Origin of the sequence: Roseovarius sp. (genome assembly GCF_040219995.1) — a bacterium.
Lineage (GTDB): Bacteria > Pseudomonadota > Alphaproteobacteria > Rhodobacterales > Rhodobacteraceae > Roseovarius.
In genome coordinates this window covers 13,555-29,716 of the sequence record NZ_JAVJUC010000012.1, presented here as the reverse complement: position 1 = coordinate 29,716, position 16,162 = coordinate 13,555, and the positions used below count along the sequence as shown (strand labels likewise).

The 16,162-nt window shown below is 63.0% G+C and carries 14 protein-coding genes and 1 pseudogene; 9 read left to right on the top strand and 6 right to left on the bottom strand.

Annotation, left to right across the window (positions count from 1 at the left end; translation table 11 throughout):
* Positions 1–29 precede the first annotated feature (29 nt).
* A complete protein-coding gene (ahcY, locus tag RID11_RS02900) occupies positions 30–1,445 on the top strand; it encodes an adenosylhomocysteinase (RefSeq protein ID WP_350135862.1) in 1,416 nt (471 codons plus the stop codon).
* 10 nt (positions 1,446–1,455) lie between these two features.
* Entirely contained in the window at positions 1,456–2,448 is a 993-nt protein-coding gene (locus tag RID11_RS02895) for an adenosine kinase (protein ID WP_350135860.1), read from the top strand.
* An 840-nt stretch (positions 2,449–3,288) separates the two neighbouring features.
* Here RID11_RS02895 and RID11_RS20835 read toward each other — a convergent pair.
* Entirely contained in the window at positions 3,289–3,822 is a 534-nt protein-coding gene (locus tag RID11_RS20835) for a recombinase family protein (protein WP_502949334.1), read from the bottom strand.
* On the opposite strand from RID11_RS20835, the gene RID11_RS02880 reads away from it, so the two are divergent.
* Together RID11_RS02880 and RID11_RS02875 are read left to right on the top strand one after the other, a co-directional pair.
* Positions 3,778–4,749 (top strand): GAF domain-containing protein, encoded by a 972-nt coding sequence (locus RID11_RS02880; protein WP_350135856.1) that lies wholly within the window; start codon positions 3,778–3,780, stop codon positions 4,747–4,749. The two genes, RID11_RS20835 and RID11_RS02880, sit on opposite strands and share 45 nt — an antisense overlap.
* 2 nt (positions 4,750–4,751) lie before the next feature.
* Positions 4,752–5,060 carry a hypothetical protein gene (locus RID11_RS02875; protein ID WP_350135854.1) on the top strand — a complete coding sequence of 103 codons (309 nt, stop codon included), beginning with the start codon at positions 4,752–4,754 and terminating at the stop codon, positions 5,058–5,060.
* A gap of 17 nt (positions 5,061–5,077) precedes the next feature.
* On the opposite strand, the gene RID11_RS02870 is transcribed toward RID11_RS02875, so the two are convergent.
* Positions 5,078–6,121 (bottom strand): patatin-like phospholipase family protein, encoded by a 1,044-nt coding sequence (locus RID11_RS02870; protein WP_350135852.1) that lies wholly within the window; start codon positions 6,119–6,121, stop codon positions 5,078–5,080.
* A 470-nt stretch (positions 6,122–6,591) separates the two neighbouring features.
* Here RID11_RS02870 and RID11_RS02860 point away from each other — a divergent pair, with 470 nt between their 5' ends.
* On the top strand, positions 6,592–7,881 hold the full coding sequence (locus RID11_RS02860) for a PQQ-dependent sugar dehydrogenase (protein ID WP_350135850.1): 1,290 nt from the start codon (positions 6,592–6,594) through the stop codon (positions 7,879–7,881).
* 41 nt (positions 7,882–7,922) lie between these two features.
* On the opposite strand, the gene RID11_RS02855 is transcribed toward RID11_RS02860, so the two are convergent.
* The 3 genes from RID11_RS02855 to RID11_RS02845 are packed head-to-tail and all read right to left on the bottom strand — an operon-like array spanning position 7,923 to position 11,981.
* Positions 7,923–8,960 (bottom strand): lipocalin-like domain-containing protein, encoded by a 1,038-nt coding sequence (locus RID11_RS02855; protein ID WP_350135848.1) that lies wholly within the window; start codon positions 8,958–8,960, stop codon positions 7,923–7,925.
* Positions 8,950–11,334 carry an FtsX-like permease family protein gene (locus tag RID11_RS02850; protein WP_350135846.1) on the bottom strand — a complete coding sequence of 795 codons (2,385 nt, stop codon included), beginning with the start codon at positions 11,332–11,334 and terminating at the stop codon, positions 8,950–8,952. The genes RID11_RS02855 and RID11_RS02850 overlap by 11 nt, the downstream gene beginning before the upstream one ends.
* Positions 11,331–11,981, bottom strand: a complete 651-nt coding sequence (locus RID11_RS02845) for an ABC transporter ATP-binding protein (protein WP_350135844.1) — start codon at positions 11,979–11,981, stop codon at positions 11,331–11,333. The genes RID11_RS02850 and RID11_RS02845 overlap by 4 nt, the downstream gene beginning before the upstream one ends.
* A gap of 296 nt (positions 11,982–12,277) precedes the next feature.
* Here RID11_RS02845 and RID11_RS02840 point away from each other — a divergent pair, with 296 nt between their 5' ends.
* The 4 genes and pseudogenes from RID11_RS02840 (at position 12,278) to RID11_RS02825 (ending at position 15,118) form a co-directional block, all read left to right on the top strand.
* Positions 12,278–12,640, top strand: coding sequence for a hypothetical protein (locus tag RID11_RS02840; RefSeq protein WP_350135842.1), 363 nt, complete (start codon positions 12,278–12,280; stop codon positions 12,638–12,640).
* A 115-nt stretch (positions 12,641–12,755) separates the two neighbouring features.
* Positions 12,756–13,520, top strand: a pseudogene (locus RID11_RS02835) (T6SS phospholipase effector Tle1-like catalytic domain-containing protein); the annotation flags it as partial.
* Between the two features lie 322 nt (positions 13,521–13,842).
* Positions 13,843–14,067, top strand: coding sequence for a hypothetical protein (locus tag RID11_RS02830; protein ID WP_350136032.1), 225 nt, complete (start codon positions 13,843–13,845; stop codon positions 14,065–14,067).
* A 4-nt stretch (positions 14,068–14,071) separates the two neighbouring features.
* Positions 14,072–15,118 (top strand): DUF2931 family protein, encoded by a 1,047-nt coding sequence (locus RID11_RS02825; RefSeq protein WP_350135840.1) that lies wholly within the window; start codon positions 14,072–14,074, stop codon positions 15,116–15,118.
* Positions 15,119–15,225: 107 nt separating this feature from the next.
* Here RID11_RS02825 and RID11_RS02820 read toward each other — a convergent pair whose 3' ends face one another.
* Positions 15,226–16,143 carry a sigma-70 family RNA polymerase sigma factor gene (locus RID11_RS02820; protein WP_350135838.1) on the bottom strand — a complete coding sequence of 306 codons (918 nt, stop codon included), beginning with the start codon at positions 16,141–16,143 and terminating at the stop codon, positions 15,226–15,228.
* Positions 16,144–16,162: the final 19 nt, after the last annotated feature.

Here is a 16,162-nt window from a genome sequence, read left to right as displayed (position 1 = left end):
AACACGAGAACGAAGAAAGGAGACGCGACATGAACAAGCCAGAGAGAGTCACTCCCACGGACAGCGCGATCCGCGACATCGCTCTTGCCGGTTTCGGCCGCAAGGAGCTGGACATCGCCGAAACCGAGATGCCGGGCCTGATGGCGCTGCGCGAGGAATACGGTTCGGAAAAGCCGCTCAAGGGCGCGCGCGTCGCGGGGTCGTTGCACATGACGATCCAGACCGCCTGCCTGATCGAAACGCTGGCGGCACTGGGCGCGGAGGTCCGCTGGGCCTCGTGCAACATCTTTTCCACGCAGGATCACGCCGCAGCCGTGACCGCCGAGGGCGGCACGCCGGTCTTCGCGGTCAAGGGCGAGACGCTTGAGGAATACTGGGATTATTGCGACCGCATATTCCAATTCGAAGAGGGCGGTGCCAACCTGATCCTGGACGATGGCGGCGACGCCACGCTCTACGTGCTGATCGGCGCGCGGGTCGAGGCTGGTGAAACCGAGCTGATCGAGACCCCGACCTCGGAAGAGGAGACATGCCTGTTTGCGCAGATCAAGAAGCGCATGGCGGAAAGCCCCGGCTGGTTCACCAAACAGCGCGACATGATCAAGGGCGTTAGCGAGGAGACAACGACCGGCGTGCATCGCCTTTACAAGATGATGCAGGAGGGGCAGCTGCCCTTCCCCGCGATCAACGTGAATGACTCAGTGACCAAGTCGAAGTTCGACAACAAGTACGGTTGCAAGGAAAGCCTCGTCGATGGCATCCGCCGCGCCACCGATACGATGATGGCCGGCAAGGTCGCCGTGGTCATGGGCTATGGCGACGTGGGCAAAGGCTCTGCCGCATCGCTGAAAGGCGCCGGTGCGCGGGTGATCGTGACCGAGGTCGACCCGATCTGCGCGCTGCAGGCCGCGATGGACGGGTTCCACGTGACCACGCTGGAAGACGTGGTTAAAACCGCGGATATCTTCGTGACCACCACCGGCAACAAAGACGTCATCCGCATCGAGCACATGCGCGAGATGAAGGATATGGCGATCGTCGGCAATATCGGCCATTTCGACAACGAGATTCAGGTCGCCAGCCTGAAAAACCACAAATGGACCAACATCAAGGAACAGGTGGACATGATCGAGATGCCCTCGGGCAACCGGATCATTCTGCTGTCCGAGGGGCGTCTGCTGAACCTCGGCAATGCGACCGGTCACCCGTCCTTTGTCATGTCGGCCAGCTTCACCAACCAGGTTCTGGCGCAGATCGAGCTGTGGCGGAACGGCGGCGAGTACGAGAACAAGGTCTACATCCTGCCCAAGCATCTGGACGAGAAGGTCGCGCGCCTGCATCTCGACCGGATCGGCGTGAAGCTGACGGAGTTGGCGAAAGAGCAGGCCGATTACATCGGTGTGCAGCCCGAAGGGCCGTACAAGCCGGAACACTACCGGTATTGAGGAGCGAGACATGACCGAACGAACACCGCATATCGTGGGTCTTGGCAACGCACTGGTCGATGTCGTTGCCGCGGTCGAGCCCGATGTCGTCACGCGGCACGGGCTGACCCCGGGGGGCATGCACCTGGTGGATGCCGACGCGGCCCACGCCCTGTTCGAGGATGTCGGCCCCGGCATACGCCAGTCCGGCGGATCGGTGGCCAATTCTATCGCGCACCTGGCCGGTACGCCTGTCCGGGGGACCTACCTGGGAAAGGTGGCCAATGACGATCTCGGCGATGCCTTCTGCGAGGAGATGTCGGGGATGGGGCTGGCAGCGCCGGTTGCCGTTGCACAGAACGGCGATCACGGCACCGGCCGCTGCGTCGTGCTGGTCACGCCGGACGGCGAGCGCACCATGAGCACTTACCTGGGAGCGGCGACCACCCTCATGCCCCAGGAGGCGCTCGCGGCCCTGCCCGAAGCGTTCGATATTCTGTTCATCGAAGGGTACATTTGGGACGCTCCGCATGGCGCGGCGGTGATTGAACGCCTGGCCGAGGCGGCAAAATCCGCCGGCGCGAAGGTGGCGCTGACGCCTTCGGATGCCGGCTGCGTCGAGCGCAACATTGACGCCATGCGCAACACCGTCTCGCGTCATGTCGACATCCTTGTCGGCAACCATGTCGAGGTGGCCGCGCTGGCGGGATGCGGCGGCGCGGACGCTGCGCTTGGCTGGGCAATGACGCAGGTCTCGATCGCGGCGGTGACCGAGCACGAGAAGGGCTCCGTTGTGGCCGATGCCGACGGTCGCCACCACATCCAGGCGGTCGACGTGCCACAAGTCGTCGACAGCACCGGCGCGGGGGATGCCTACGCGAGTGGTTTCCTGGCTGCGTTAGCCCGCGGCTTGCCGATTCAAGAGGCTGGTAAGTTGGGTGCGGAAAGCGCGGCCCGGGTGCTTGTCCACTACGGTGCGCGCGACGGTGACGCAGCCAAGGCGATCAACTTACCGGCGGCCTGAGTACAACCGCAAGCAGCGGTTCGCGGGTGTCGTATGCGAAGAACGTCCATGATGCCAGCGGTCGGCGTCGACAAACCAAGTCGAGGTATCGGTCAGACGTATTACCGCCCCCTCAATCCGCACCGAGAACTTGGTCCATTCGCCGGAGGGAGTGCGGGGCGACGCGCTGCACCAAGGTGAGCGTCGGGCGGTCGAGCCGCGAGGAGCCCGGGGATCGCGCGAGCGCACCGAGGCGAGTTGCCCGCCCGCACCGGGATAGTTGCTCATGAAAGCGGTGCCGGGCTCGTTGGTGTTTATCCCGATTCCACGACCTGCCAGGGTCGCTTTGGCGATGTCGCTCCCCAAAGTTCTGGCCCCCGTTCAACCTGCGTCCTTGCAGACTGCAGCGCCTGAAAGGCCTTGATTATGCCCAGAGCCGTGCCCTCGTCCGCGCAATCGTCGGGCGCTCACGCTTTGTGTGCCCTGAACATGACAGTGAGCATTCGCGCTTTCACTAAGGAACGTCATCACCGTCAGCGAACGGCCCGCGAGCAGCACTTGGTTTAATTGGCACAGCAGTTCGGTTGTTCGGCGTTTAACTCTAGTATTGGGGTTAATCGGGTCGCAGCGAAACATGCCACTATTAGATTTGTAGTGGGGGCAAACCCAAGGAACGCGTATCAAGTGAGTTTGGATCTAGGATGTGCGCGAATTGGTCTCGCCCAGATTCTCACCAACTGATTACTTGATGTCTAACGTGCGTGTTAGAAGTTGCCATGCAAGATTAACAGCTAAGTACTATCGGCTTGGTCAGGTCCTGAAATGTAAATGGTGTCTTGGGCATGTATTTGGGTTGCGGCGTCACATCCCCCACTTCACCAATGCCGCGCACCTGCCTTGGCGGGGTCTTGGGCAATCCTGATGACCGCGTTCCGGTTGACACCTATGGCCTTCGCAATAGCCGAGTGACCCTGACCAGCGTCCAGCATTGCCTTCACGTCCTCGAAGCTGGCCCTGTCGAAGGTCGGCTTGCGCCCCTTGAACCTCTCCAGGTGGACCGCCTTGTGGTGCTCTATGAATTGCCCCGGGTTTGTCGGAGACCATGCCGTTGATCACGGTCTTGATCGTGACGCCCCTGCGGATGAATTCACGGATGGTGTCGGTGACGTTCTGATAATTGCGCCCCAGCCGGTTCACCCAGCGGACCACAAGCATGTCACCTTCGCGGAGCATGTCGAAGAGGCGTTTGCCGCCGTCCCGGTCTGTGAGCTTGGTGGTCACCCCTGAGGTGCCGTGATCGGTCACCACATGGTCAACCTGAAAGCCTGCCTTGCGGGCCTGCTCTAGCTGGTGGTCGCTGGTCTGTTCGGTCGTGGAGACGCGGGCGTAGAGGATGGTCTTGGACAGCTAACGCTATTTCATGCAGTCGATGCTAATATTCTGACTCCCGTGACCGTTAATCCCCTTGCTAAGCACATGGAGGATGCATTGTCAGACCAGGAATTCGTCGCGGCGCGCATGCCTGCAAATGAGGTCCGTCGCCTTTCCGAGGTCAGGCGCACCGGCTTGATGGGCACCGACAACAAGGCGCGCTTTGATATCTATACCCGCTTGTTTCGGCACGTGGCAGGGGTGCCAGTCGCCTATAGCGGTCTTATTGACGAGGCACGGCAATATTTCCTGTCCGAAAATTTCACAGGCTGCCTGACAGGTGTGAGCGAGGTGGCTCGCGAGGAAACGTTATGCCAGCACGCGCTTTTGGACACTAAACCGTATATTGTACCGGATCTGCGCGAGAATGATGTGTTTCGCCATCACCCACTGGTGGCAGGTGATCCGCATTGGGTGTTCTGGGCAGGCTTTCCGCTGGTGACGCAGGAGGGCTATGTGCTGGGCTCGATCTGCGCGGTTGATTTCACGCCAAAGTATTTGTCGCCGGAGCAGGTCGATTTGCTGTTGGGCATAGCTGCGGATATGGCGCTGACAATCCAGTTACAAGCCGATCAGCAGGAAATTCTGGCCGCGAAATGCGACGGCGTGCTTGACGCCTTGTCCAAGGCCGGGGTCACGGATCTCCTGACCGCGCGGGCGTTTCTGAGACTTTGTGTGGGCGGGCATGTCGACAAATCCGGGCGCGCCGCAGTTTTGCAAGCGGGCCTGGCTGAGGAGGACGGGCCTGAGCTGGGCCTGTCGGCTAAAGGCAACACGCTTCGGACGGGGCAGGGGATTGGCCCCGCCGCGTACAAGGCCAAGGCATCGCCAATCCGGGACGCGGATCTGCTTGATGCGATGTTCGACATGATGGACGAGGCGGAAACCTGAGCATGTACAGCAAGATCTACAACCTGAAATTCACGTCGGTCACAGAGGCCAAGATCGGCGTATCGTTCCTCTCTGAAGAGATCGGCGGGGCGATCATGGAGTCGAATATCGCCAGTCTGAGCATTCTTCTGGACAAGGAAGGCCTGGTTGTCGTGACCATCCGTTTCGACACGTTGGAGGACATGAACCAATTCGTGAAGCGAAAGTTCAAGGTGTTCGACAGCCTGAAGATGTCGTTCTCGCTGCGCTACTCGGAGCGGTCGGCGGTCGCCGTCTATATCTTTGACCGTGAAGCCAGCAGCGTCACTTGAGCAGCCGGGGCCGTGCATCAGCCCTGATGCTCGGCCCCGATACCCTGGAACATGGCGCGCAGATCGATGGTGCTGTCCACGCCGATGCGGTCATGGCACTTGTCGAGCCACGTCGCCGCCGTCTCGCGTCCGATATCGCGCAGCCGCGTTAGGAAGGCCCATTCCACGTTCATCTTGGACGACGCCCCCATCGGCTTGAGCGCGTCCTCGTTTTCGATCAAGTGCACCTTGACCGGCCGATAGTGATCGGTTGAGAGCTTGTCCTGCGCGATCAACCGGTCGACGAAGTCGATGGCGCGGAGCTCTTTCAGCAGGCTGGCGTTGAAGCTGATCTCGTTCAGCCGGTTCTCGATCTCCTGCGCCGAGCGCGGCACGCCCTTGCGTTCGACCGGGTTGATCTGCACGACCACAATGTCGTCGGTGCCGGTCTTGCCATAGAGCGGAAACAGCGCCGGGTTGCCCATGTAGCCGCCATCCCAATACGGCACGCCGTCGATCTCGACAGCGCGGTAGAGATGCGGCAGGCAGGCCGACGCCATGACCATATCCGCCGTCAGATCCTCGCGCGGGAAAACCTTGACGCGTCCGGTCTCGACATTGGTGGCCGAGACGAACAGCTCGAAGGCGGTGCATTTGCGCACCATCTCGAAATCAATGCTTTCCTCGACCAGATCACGAAGCGGATTGATGTTCATCGGGTTGAGTTGGTAGGGCGAGGCGACGCCGGTGAGCGCGTTCATGAAGTGGTAGAACGGGTTGTTCTCCAGCCCCCAGTTGCCGGTGAGCCGGTCCATCGGCATGCGTTGCAGGGGCGTGTGCTGGGCGCTGGAACTCATCGCGCGCCAGAAATGATCGAGTGCGGCGCGTGCGCCTTCGGGGCCTGCGCGGGTGTAGCCATCGGCGAGGGCCACGGCGTTCATCGCTCCCGCCGAGGTGCCCGAGACCCCCGCGATGCGTAGGCGTCCATCCTCGAGCAGATAGTCGAGTACACCCCAGGTGAAGGCTCCGTGCGCGCCACCGCCCTGCAGGGCGAGGTTGATCGGCTTTTGGTTCTTCGGCATGGGGGCCCTTTCTTGCTGCATTGCGGCATGTTCCCTCATAGCCGAAATCGGCGCGGGACTGTAGGGGGAATGGCCCGGCGCTGTGTCACAGACATGTGTGTTCATCACTCGTGATAACCGGTCCTCTCCAGATAGCCGGTGTCGGAATGGCTGCTGCTGATGGCGACTGGCCCCTCCCGATAGGGCACCGAGGTGGTCATCTTGGCATCGGGGTTGATCGCTTGGACCGTCGCGTTGAGCCCGCTCGCGGACGCTGACCGGACCGTGGCAATGGCGCTGAAAACCGCTGTTCGGCACCGCCAAGGGGTATACCCGCGCGGCGGGGGAGGCACGCCTTTGAGCAGGGCCGGGGACGCGGTGGGTTTCCCTCTTAGGGTCTTGTGGGTGTTGCGACACACGCATTCCGGGTTATTCTGGGGCTGCGAAACAGGAGAACGGTCGCATATGACGGCCGTTGAAGGGAGGAGACCATGACGATTCGACCGACCGACCGCGCCTTGGCCAGCCTGGTAGCAGGGGCCATCGCCACAGTGATCGGCGCAAGCCCTGCGCTTGCGCAATCCGGAATGAACACCACGAGCCTGCAACACGAGGTCGTGCTCGACGGGCTCGACAGCCCGTGGGACATGGCCTTTCTCGATGATGGCACGATGCTCTTCACCGAGAAATGCGACGGGCTCTCGGTGCGGATGCCCGACGGCACGGTCAACGCGCTTTTGGGCATGTCGGGCAGCGAGGGCTATGCCTCTGCCGCCGAGGATCTTGTCTGCGAAGGGCAAGCGGGCATGATGGGCGTCGCGATCGACCCGGATTTCTCCGATAACCGCCGGATCTATGTCTATTCGACCTCCGAGAAATCCGATCCGCGCACCAATCGGCTGATGCGCCTCGTGGTGAACGAGGATTTCACCGACGTGTCAGAGCGCGCCGATATCGTCGAGGACGTGCCCTACAAGGTCGAGGCCAGCGATCATCCGTTCGGCGGCCCCGGCGCGCATAATGGCGGACGCGTGCGCTTTGGCCCCGACGGGGCGCTTTGGCTGACCACGGGCGACAACCACAATCCGGAGATCCCGCAAAGCCCGACGATGATGGGCTCCAAGGTGCTGCGGCTCGATACCGACGGCAATGCCCATCAAGACAACACGCCGCCCGAAGACTTTGACACTCGGACCTATACCTATGGCCATCGCAACGTGCAGGGCATCGCCTTTCACCCCAGCACCGGGACACCGATCGTCGCCGAACATGGCCCCTGGCATTCGGACGAGATCACCGTGTTGCAAAATGGCGGGAATGGCGGCTGGGATCCGCGCGACAACATGGCCGAGCGCGGCGACTGCCCGGACGGTTATTGCGGTTACATGCCCAACCAGTCGGAGGGGATGAACCGCTACGAGCGCGCCTCGTTCATGCCGATGACCGATTTCGAGACCTATCCCGACGCGATGCCGCCGATCTGGACCAATAATGGCTGGTCGCAGGGCATGTCGGCGGCGGCCTTCCTGGAAGGCGAGCAATGGGGCGACTGGGACGGCGCCCTGGCGGTCAGCCTGATGGGCATCGGCTTTGGTGGCACACCGATCGGCCAACGTATCGACGTGATCGAACTCGACGAGGAGATATCGGTGGTCGAAGTCACCGAAATGACCCTGCCGATGCAATCGGGCCGCTTCCGCGCGCTGGTTCTGGGGCCGGATGGCAGTCTCTATACCGCCATGGAAGAAGGCTCGATCCACAAGCTCACGCCGGGCGGCTAAGGGCCAACCGGTCACGCCGCAGATCGCACGGCGTGACCGGATCACTCATCATAGCCGGTCATTTCCAGATAGCCGGTGCCGGTGTGGCTGCCGCTGATGGTGACCGGCCCTTCCCAATAGGGCACCGAGGTGGTCATCCAGGCATCGGGATTTATCGCCGTCACCGTCGCGTCCAGGCCCTGTTCTGGCAGGCGCACTTGCCATTCGACCGGCACCTCTCGCCCGGCCACCTCATGCCATGCGAGCGGCGTCGCGGAAAAGGCCCCGTCGGGCAGGGCGGTGGTCGCGCCTGCGGCAGTGATCCACGTTCCGGCAGTGAAATCGCTAGCCCCGCGCAGCACGAAGCCCATCAGCTTGTCACCGCTGTCGAACGAGAGCGAGAACCAGTCCCAGCCCTGCTGATCCTCTGCCAGCGGTTGCGAGGACCATTCCCGGTCAAGCCACGCCTGCCCGGTGACCGTCACATCGCCTTCGGGCAGGGTCAGCGTGCCGGTGAGATCGTAGAAGGGCTGCGAGTAGTAGTAACTCGCCTGACCTGCCGCAGATTTGACCGAATAGCCATTCTGTCCGTGCAGAACCAGCGGGCCGGTTGCGGTGAGATCCACGTCATAGGCGAAATCCGCGCCCGACGCGGTGAGGGTGAGGGTGTCGAAATCGGGGCCCTGCATGGCCCAATCGTCGATCCACGCCTGAAACGGCGCGGGCTCCACGCCCGCCTGACCGATGCCGCCGCGCGCCAGCCGCTCGGCCACGTGATGCGCCTCGGGTGTGGTCATGGCCGCATGGCCCATCCAGAGCTGCGGTGTGTCCCATCCCTCGCCATCCCTCGGGGCGAGGGCGGAGCGGAAGAGCGTCCACTGAAGCCCATAGGGCGTGCCGTCGTGGCCGGTCATGTTGGCGGTCAGATACCACCATTCGATCCGATAGGCGGGGTGTGGGCCGTGATCGGCGGGAAAGTCCAGCGCGCGGCCCGGCTGCGGCGTGGCAAAGCCGTCGGCGGTGGTGCCGAGCCCGGCAAAGCCCTGCGACATGGCCTGCGCGGGCAGGAACAGCAGCAGAAAAAGCGTCTTAACGTTCATTGCGGAACACTCCCAGCAATTGCGCGGGCGGGGTGCGCGACAGCCGCCAAGCGGGCCAGCTTGCGGCGAGCGCCGCCGCCAGCAGCGCCAGCCCGGTCAGCCGCAGGTAATCGAGCGGAAAGAGATACATCGGCAGCCGCCAGCCGAACGCTTCGACATTCACGACCGCCAGCAGTGCCCAGGCAAGCGCCAGACCCAGAGGCAGGGCAAGCGCGGCGGTGAGCGCGGCCAGCACCACCGCGCGCAGCAGATCGAGCCGCGCGAGGCTGCGCCGGGTCAGGCCAAGCGCCCAGACCGGGGCCAGTTGTGGCAGGCGCATCGCGGCAAGCGTCAGAAGGCTCATCAATATGGCGAAGCCCGCCACCGCCAGCGTCAGCACGTTGAGCGCGGTGGTGACGGTGAAGGTACGCTCGAACACCGCGAGCGACATGCGCTTGAGCGCCGCCTGATCGGTGATCGCGGCCTGCGGGATACCGGCGTCGGTCAGGGCCGCGCGCAGCGCCGGGACCTGACCGGGATCGCTGCGCAATCCGAAGCGCAGCGCGGTCACCTCGGGGTAGAGATCGCGAAACAGCGGCTCGGTCGCGATCACCTGCCCGATGGGATTGCCGTAATCGCCGTAAATGCCCAGCACCGGCAGGCGGGTCCCGGGCGCGATGGTCACCGCGCTTCCAAGCTCCAGCCCGGCGCGACGGAACATCTGTTCGTTGATCAAGACGCCCTCGCCGCGCGCAAGCCGCTCCCACGGGTCAGGCACGGCATACAGGAACTGCCAGTTGTCGCGATAGGTGGCGTGATCGCGGGCGCCGTAGATCTCGACTGGCAGTCCGGCAACCTGCCGCTCGGTCGACAGAAGCGGCAGGAGCGCATCGGCGTGATCGCGCGCCACCTCACGGATCACCTCGGCCTGTGCGGCGTCCTCGACGCGCACGTATAGTTCCGAGGCGAGGCGCTGATCGAGAAAGCCGGTGAAGGTCAGCCGGAAGGAGGAGACCATTGTCGAGACGCCGACATTCGCCGCCATCGCCAGCAACAGCGCCATCAACGCCAGCGACAGCCCCGGCACCTGTTGGCGTGTGTCGGCCCAGAACCATTCCGCCGTCGCACTGCGCGCGGGTCGCTCTGCCCACCTTAGCACCAGCCCCAGAACGGGAGGTAACACCAGTGCCCCGCCGATCAGCAACGCGCCCAGCATCGCAAAACCCGCGAGCAGCCCCTCACCCCAGAGCGCGAGCCCGGCGGCGACCAGAAGGAGGAGTGTGGCGACCGCCGCCTGACCGCCCCCCGAGCGCGCCATCATTAGCGCGCGCGGCTGTGCCCCGCTCAGGAGCGGCATGCGCGCCAGCGACCAGAGCGCGCCGCTCGCCGCCAGGGCCGTGCCGCCGAGCGCGATGCCCAGACCCGAGAGCCACCAGACCGGGCGCAGATTGAGCTGCCCCGAGAGATTCGCGCCGTAAAGCCCGCGCAGGGTGGCCGCCACATCCGGCAGGAGGGCCGCCGCGATCACATAGCCGAGCGCCACGCCAATGCCCCCCGCGATTAGCGCCAGCAGCGCCAGTTCAACCGCCATCAGGACAATCAGCCGCCTCAGCGGCACGCCGAGAGCACGCAGGGTGCGCACCATCGGGCGGCGCTGCTCGAATGCAAGACCGATCGCGCCCTGCACGATGAAAAGGCCCACCGCAAAGGACAAAAGCCCGAAGGCGGTGAGGTTGAGGTGAAAGCTGTCGGTGAGCCGCGCCACGTCGCCACCCGCTTGCGGGGCGCTGCAGATGAGGTCGGGGGCGACCTGCTCCAGCGGGGGCTGCGTGAGCGGCTGATCGGGTAGGACGATCAGCCGGTCGATCTGCCCGGGGCGGTCCAGCAGGCGCTGCGCAACGCCGATATCGGTCAGCGCAGTGTTGGGGGCCACATCGGGGGCGGTCACGGGCTCTGCCTCGAGATCCGGCAGGCGGGCGAGCGTGTCGGCACGGGCAAAGATCTGCCCTTTGCCCGACAGGAACGCGCCAAGATCCGCCCCGCCGCCTGCGCGGACCGGACCAAGCCCGCCGGGGGCCGTCAGCGGCTCCAGCCCGATCAGGCGCACCCCGTCGATGCGTCCTTCGATCACCGGTGAGACGGCCCACCCGGCGCGGCGCAGGGCCACGTAGGTATCGTGTGAAATCGCGCCGCCGTCGCGTGCGGTGATCTGCGCATATCGCCCCTCGCCCAACGTCGCCGCCGCCGCGTCATAGCTGGCGCGGGCCTCGGCATTGATCGCCTGCACGCCCGACCACAGCGCGGTGGCGAGCGCCAGACCGGCCAGCAATGTGATCAGTTGCAACGGGTTACGCCGCCAATGCGACAGAAGCGCCGAGAGGATGACGCGGTTCACGTCAGCCGCCCTGCGCGCAGATGCAACCGCCGGGGCAGGCGTGCGGCGAGGCGTTCGGAATGGGTGACGAGGATGAGGCCCGCGCCGGTTTCCGCGACCAATTCCTGCAAGAGGGCCATGACCGCATCCGAGCTTGACTCGTCGAGATTGCCGGTCGGCTCGTCGGCCAGCACCAGCTTCGGCCCGGCGGCAAGGGTGCGGGCGATGGCCACGCGCTGTTGCTGCCCGCCCGACAACTGCTCGGGGTATTTTTGCAGGTGATCGTCCAGCCCGAGGCGCGCCGCCAGATTCGCATCGCGGGCCGGGTCATGCCGTCCGGCCAACCGCGCCTGAAACGCGATATTGCCCGCCACGGTCAGCGACGGAATCAGGTTGAATTGCTGAAAGATCACCCCCACGGTGCCGCGCCGCAATGCCGCGCGGCCCGAATCGTCAAGCGGGGTGAGATCAGTGCCGTCAATGCAGACCCGCCCGCCATCGGCGGTGTCGAGCCCGCCGATCAGGTGCAGAAGCGTGCTTTTGCCCGATCCCGATTCGCCGGTGAGAGCGAGCATTCCACCCGCGTCGAGGGTCAGTGAGACCCCCCGCAGCACCGCCGTCTCGGTGCCGGGATAGCTCTTGGTGACGTCCTGAACCTCAAGCAACATGCGATCTCCTTCGTGACGCCAGATAATCCTTAAGGCAGGGATGGGAAGGCGGAAAGGTGCCTTGGCGACGCGGGTCACGCCCGCCGCCGCGTGACCCGTTTCAGGATGAAACCGGCATGGCTGTTTCCCTGGGCGTTCCGCCGTGACGCTGGACTTTCGTCAAGGATGGCTCCAACGTGCTGCCTGGAGGCGGCGTGTCCGCCATGCAATTTGGAATGACCGCGTGGCCTGCACCTTCCCGGGCCGGGAAAAGGGGCAATCACCTTTCATCATGTCTGTATTTCGGAGTTTGCCCGATGCTGAGGCTGTCGCAGGATCAGATCCAGAGGTTCGAAGATGCCAGGGTCCAGGAGAGCGCGCGGTCCGTAAGAGACACGATCAGAAGGCATCAGCCTCGGCGCGATGACGGGCGGGAGAGCATCGACCTGAGCGACAGGGCTGATGAGATTGCTGCATTTTGTTCGCGTCACTTGGTGCTCCAGGCCAAAAACATGCAGCAAATCGCGCGTGCTCATTGTAGGCTCGGAATAGCGACACCGGAAGACCACATGGCGATCCCGCTGCGCCGCAGAGGGTTTTCGGAGGACGAACGCGTCAGGGCGTATTTGTATGGGCTGGAGGAGAAAAAGAAGCGCCTCTTGTTGAGGCATTCGGTTTGAGATCCCGTGTGGAGGCATGGCCCAGGATAACCGCGCCGTCCACGAGGAACATGGCGCAGGCGCGCATTCAAAGTTTTGACGGCGCCTGTGCTCGGTATTGATTTAGGTAGAGGTTATGGATCCGACAATTTGCGAGACTTGTGGTACGGACGATCCGCCGTCCCCACCGCCGCAGCGGGTCCGTGCCGTGGTATTTTTCGACGGCACCGGGAACAACCGCGTGAATGCAAGGGCATCTTCGACCGGTCATGTCGGGGTTGAGCGTCACCTCCCGGCCAGCACGGCAAGCTATGACAGCGCCCCCTCCAATATCGCCAAAGGCGAGGAATCGATGGGTCAATATCCTGATGTGGAGAATGTCGGGCAGCATTACTACATCGAGGGAATCGGTACGCAAACCGACGGCAGAGACATTCCGGAAGGTATGTCGCTCGGCACCGGAATAACCGGGGTGATGGCGAAAATGCGGGCGGGCCTTAATCGGCTTGTGTCCGACATTTCGCAACTGGACCCGGCTCGGCCGATCGAAAAGGTTGAAATCGACACGTTCGGTTTCAGTCGAGGCGCGGCTGCCGCGCGGCACTTTGTTCATGTTGCGCTGAACGACCGCGCGCTCAATGTGCGCAAACAACTGGAGGACAGGGGTTTCACGGTCAACGACGTGACGGTGACATTCGTGGGCCTCTACGACACGGTTGCCTCTTATGGCGTGCAGCATTCGAACGACACGCGCGACCTGAATCTCGACGCGATCAGAAACGCGGAATACACCTTTCAACTTGCCGCCGGCGACGAGCATCGGGAGAATTTCAGGCTGACCGACATCCAGAGCGCAGCCGCGGGCCGACAGATTTTCCTTCCGAGCGTCCACTCGGATATCGGCGGCGGCTACAATGACCTTGCGAGAGAAAGTGATCATCAGGTCGTCGATCTGGACTGGCGCGGCCTCATCAGGCGCAGGGCGGACTTGGCGAGCCTCGATCGCGAACGGACCTGGCTCATTCAGCGGGGCTGGTACACCGAGAGCGAACTTTCGGAACCCAACCACGCGTGGGAAATATTGGCAAATCGCAGGAATATCAGAAACACCTATGCCAACCTCGCGCTCAACATGATGGCGGATGAGGCCGTGGCCCATGGCGTGCCGTTCACACCGGAACTGTCTGCCTTTCACCCCGTCCCGCGCGACGCAAGTGACGCGGGTGAGGGCCCTGATCGACGCGTCTATCGCGGCCGGCAACGTGGAGAAAGGCGACGCCTACAAGGATTACTGGCTGCAAATGAGCGAGCCGAGCCTGAACGCCGTGCGCCACAAGTACTTCCATATGTCCTCGCGCTACGGCGATTCCGCGGGGGCCCACGCCCCGAATTACACGGCGCATCCGTCAGATGGTGGCGTGCGCCGCCGCGTTGTGCAGAGGGGGTAGAACGATGCGCGTATATCTGGGTGGCTTTGCATTTCTGGCGCTTCTTTGTCTCGGGGCGTTTTTCCTGCTTGTTGCGCCTGCGGATGTCTCAGGAAAGGATACCAAATTGGCCCGCTTCGAATGGATCGCGACCAACTCGGCGCCCAAAGCCTACCCTGTCAGGCTGTTGCGTGCCGATCTGGTTCTGGCGGATGGCTCCGAACTCTACGTTCCGGATAACCGGACGATACATCAGGGCTGGGGTGTGCCAGGCGCGACACATATAGTGGGCGAAGCCGAAAAGGAGCTGCCGGCAAACCTGAGCGCGACTTGGTTTTCCTATGTCGAGGACAAGTTCTACACGATCGATACCAAGCTGCCCGTAGATGTTTTCCAGCGGCTTGCTGAAAAAGGTATTGCCAGCCCGCAGCGCGGCACGAGGCACGCGTTTGACCGGCTGATATTTGGCTTCGGCCCAGAGGGCGAGGGCGCGATATGGTTCTCGGCACATGCCAACACGATCGATGTTTTCCGTTTCAAGGGGAGCGAAGTCCCGGTCGAGTGGAGCGAACTGATTGACAACCCGGATGTGTCGAGGCCCGAATTCATCCGCAGCGTTCTCGAAAGCACGCTTGGCCGAGAGGCCGCGCAGGACGCGCTTAGAACGGGCTACCGGGCCGGAACATGGCCGAGACGACAGCAACGCTGGGGCTGGGATCTGAACGTGAGCGGGGCGGCGGAGATCAGCCTGCTGAGATTCTCTGCGCTGAACGGCGAGGTTTTCCATTTCTTCGACGATCTTGAACCCAATGTGGATCATGTCCGATACGGTGCCCCTCGGGAAATCCTGCTCCACTGGAGGGGCCTTGCCGGTCAATCCCGCTCGGCAACCGTGAGATTCGATGCGCAAGAGACGTTGGCGGCCTTCGAGGAACTCGCGGCCACGGGGGATGCGATCACGCTCCATGTCGAACTGAGCGAAAGTGCGAATGCACTCGCCTTATCCGTGGAGACAGCCGACGTGATCTACGAGTTCGAGAACGTCCGGTCGGAGATTTACAGTCGCGATTGAGAGCGATGATGTTGATCCCGCACCGAGCGCGGCATCGCTCTGCGCAGACCCCGTATGCAAGACAGCATCCTGCGTGGGCCACATGGCGCATGGCCGCTGCAGGGGGCTTATCCCGCGGCCCCTGGCGTTGCGCGTTCCCCCTTTGCGCTGTGGGCCCGACTTTCCTCGATGTCGCCCATAGAGTGGCGCAGCCGTTCGAGGCCACGTTCGCGCAACTGCCGCACACGCTCACGAGATATGCCGTAGACCGTGCCGAGTTGTTCGAGCGTCATCGGCGGGTCCTTCAAGACGGTGGAGACGACGATCACGCGCTCACGGTCGGGCAGCTTGCCGAAATGGGTCTTTGCCTCTCGCCAGAATCTGTTGCGGTCGAGACGGTCGGAGACTTCTTGTTCCACGTCGCAATCGGGGTCTTGCAGCAAATTGATGATGTCATCGCCATCCTCTGATGCAGCTGCGGGCCGGTTGAGCGAACTGTCACTGCCTGCAAATTCGGTTCTGAAGGCGTCGAGTTCGGATGGCTCGAGGCCGAGCGCTGTGGCAACGCGGCGATTCTTTTCGTCGCGGGTCTCGCCCTGGGGCGCATTCACGTCGTCCTCGAGGCGATGCAGATTGAAGAACACCTTGCGGGATTTTGCCGTGCGCGTGCGTTGCACCATTGACCAGGTGCGCAGCCGATATTCCTGCAATTCGGCCCTGATCCACCAGGCGGCATAGGTCGAGAACCGGAATCCCTTGTCTGGATCAAAGCCGTTCGCGGCCTTGATCAGGCCGATATGGGCATGCTGGATCAGATCGGGATCATCCAGCTTCTTGTCCCTGGAATGACGTTTGGCCGTGGCCATGGCGAGCGGTGCGAAGGCGCGCACCAACCGGTTGCGCGCCTCGACATCGCGGTTGTCCTGCCATGCCCGCGCCAGACGCTGTTCGTCATCCGCACTCAGAAAGCCGGGCCTTGGCCGGTGGCGATGGTGTTTGGGATCGCTCGGGATGAAGGGTTTGTTCATGACACCGATCTTGAGCAAAAGTTAGTTTTGAATCGAA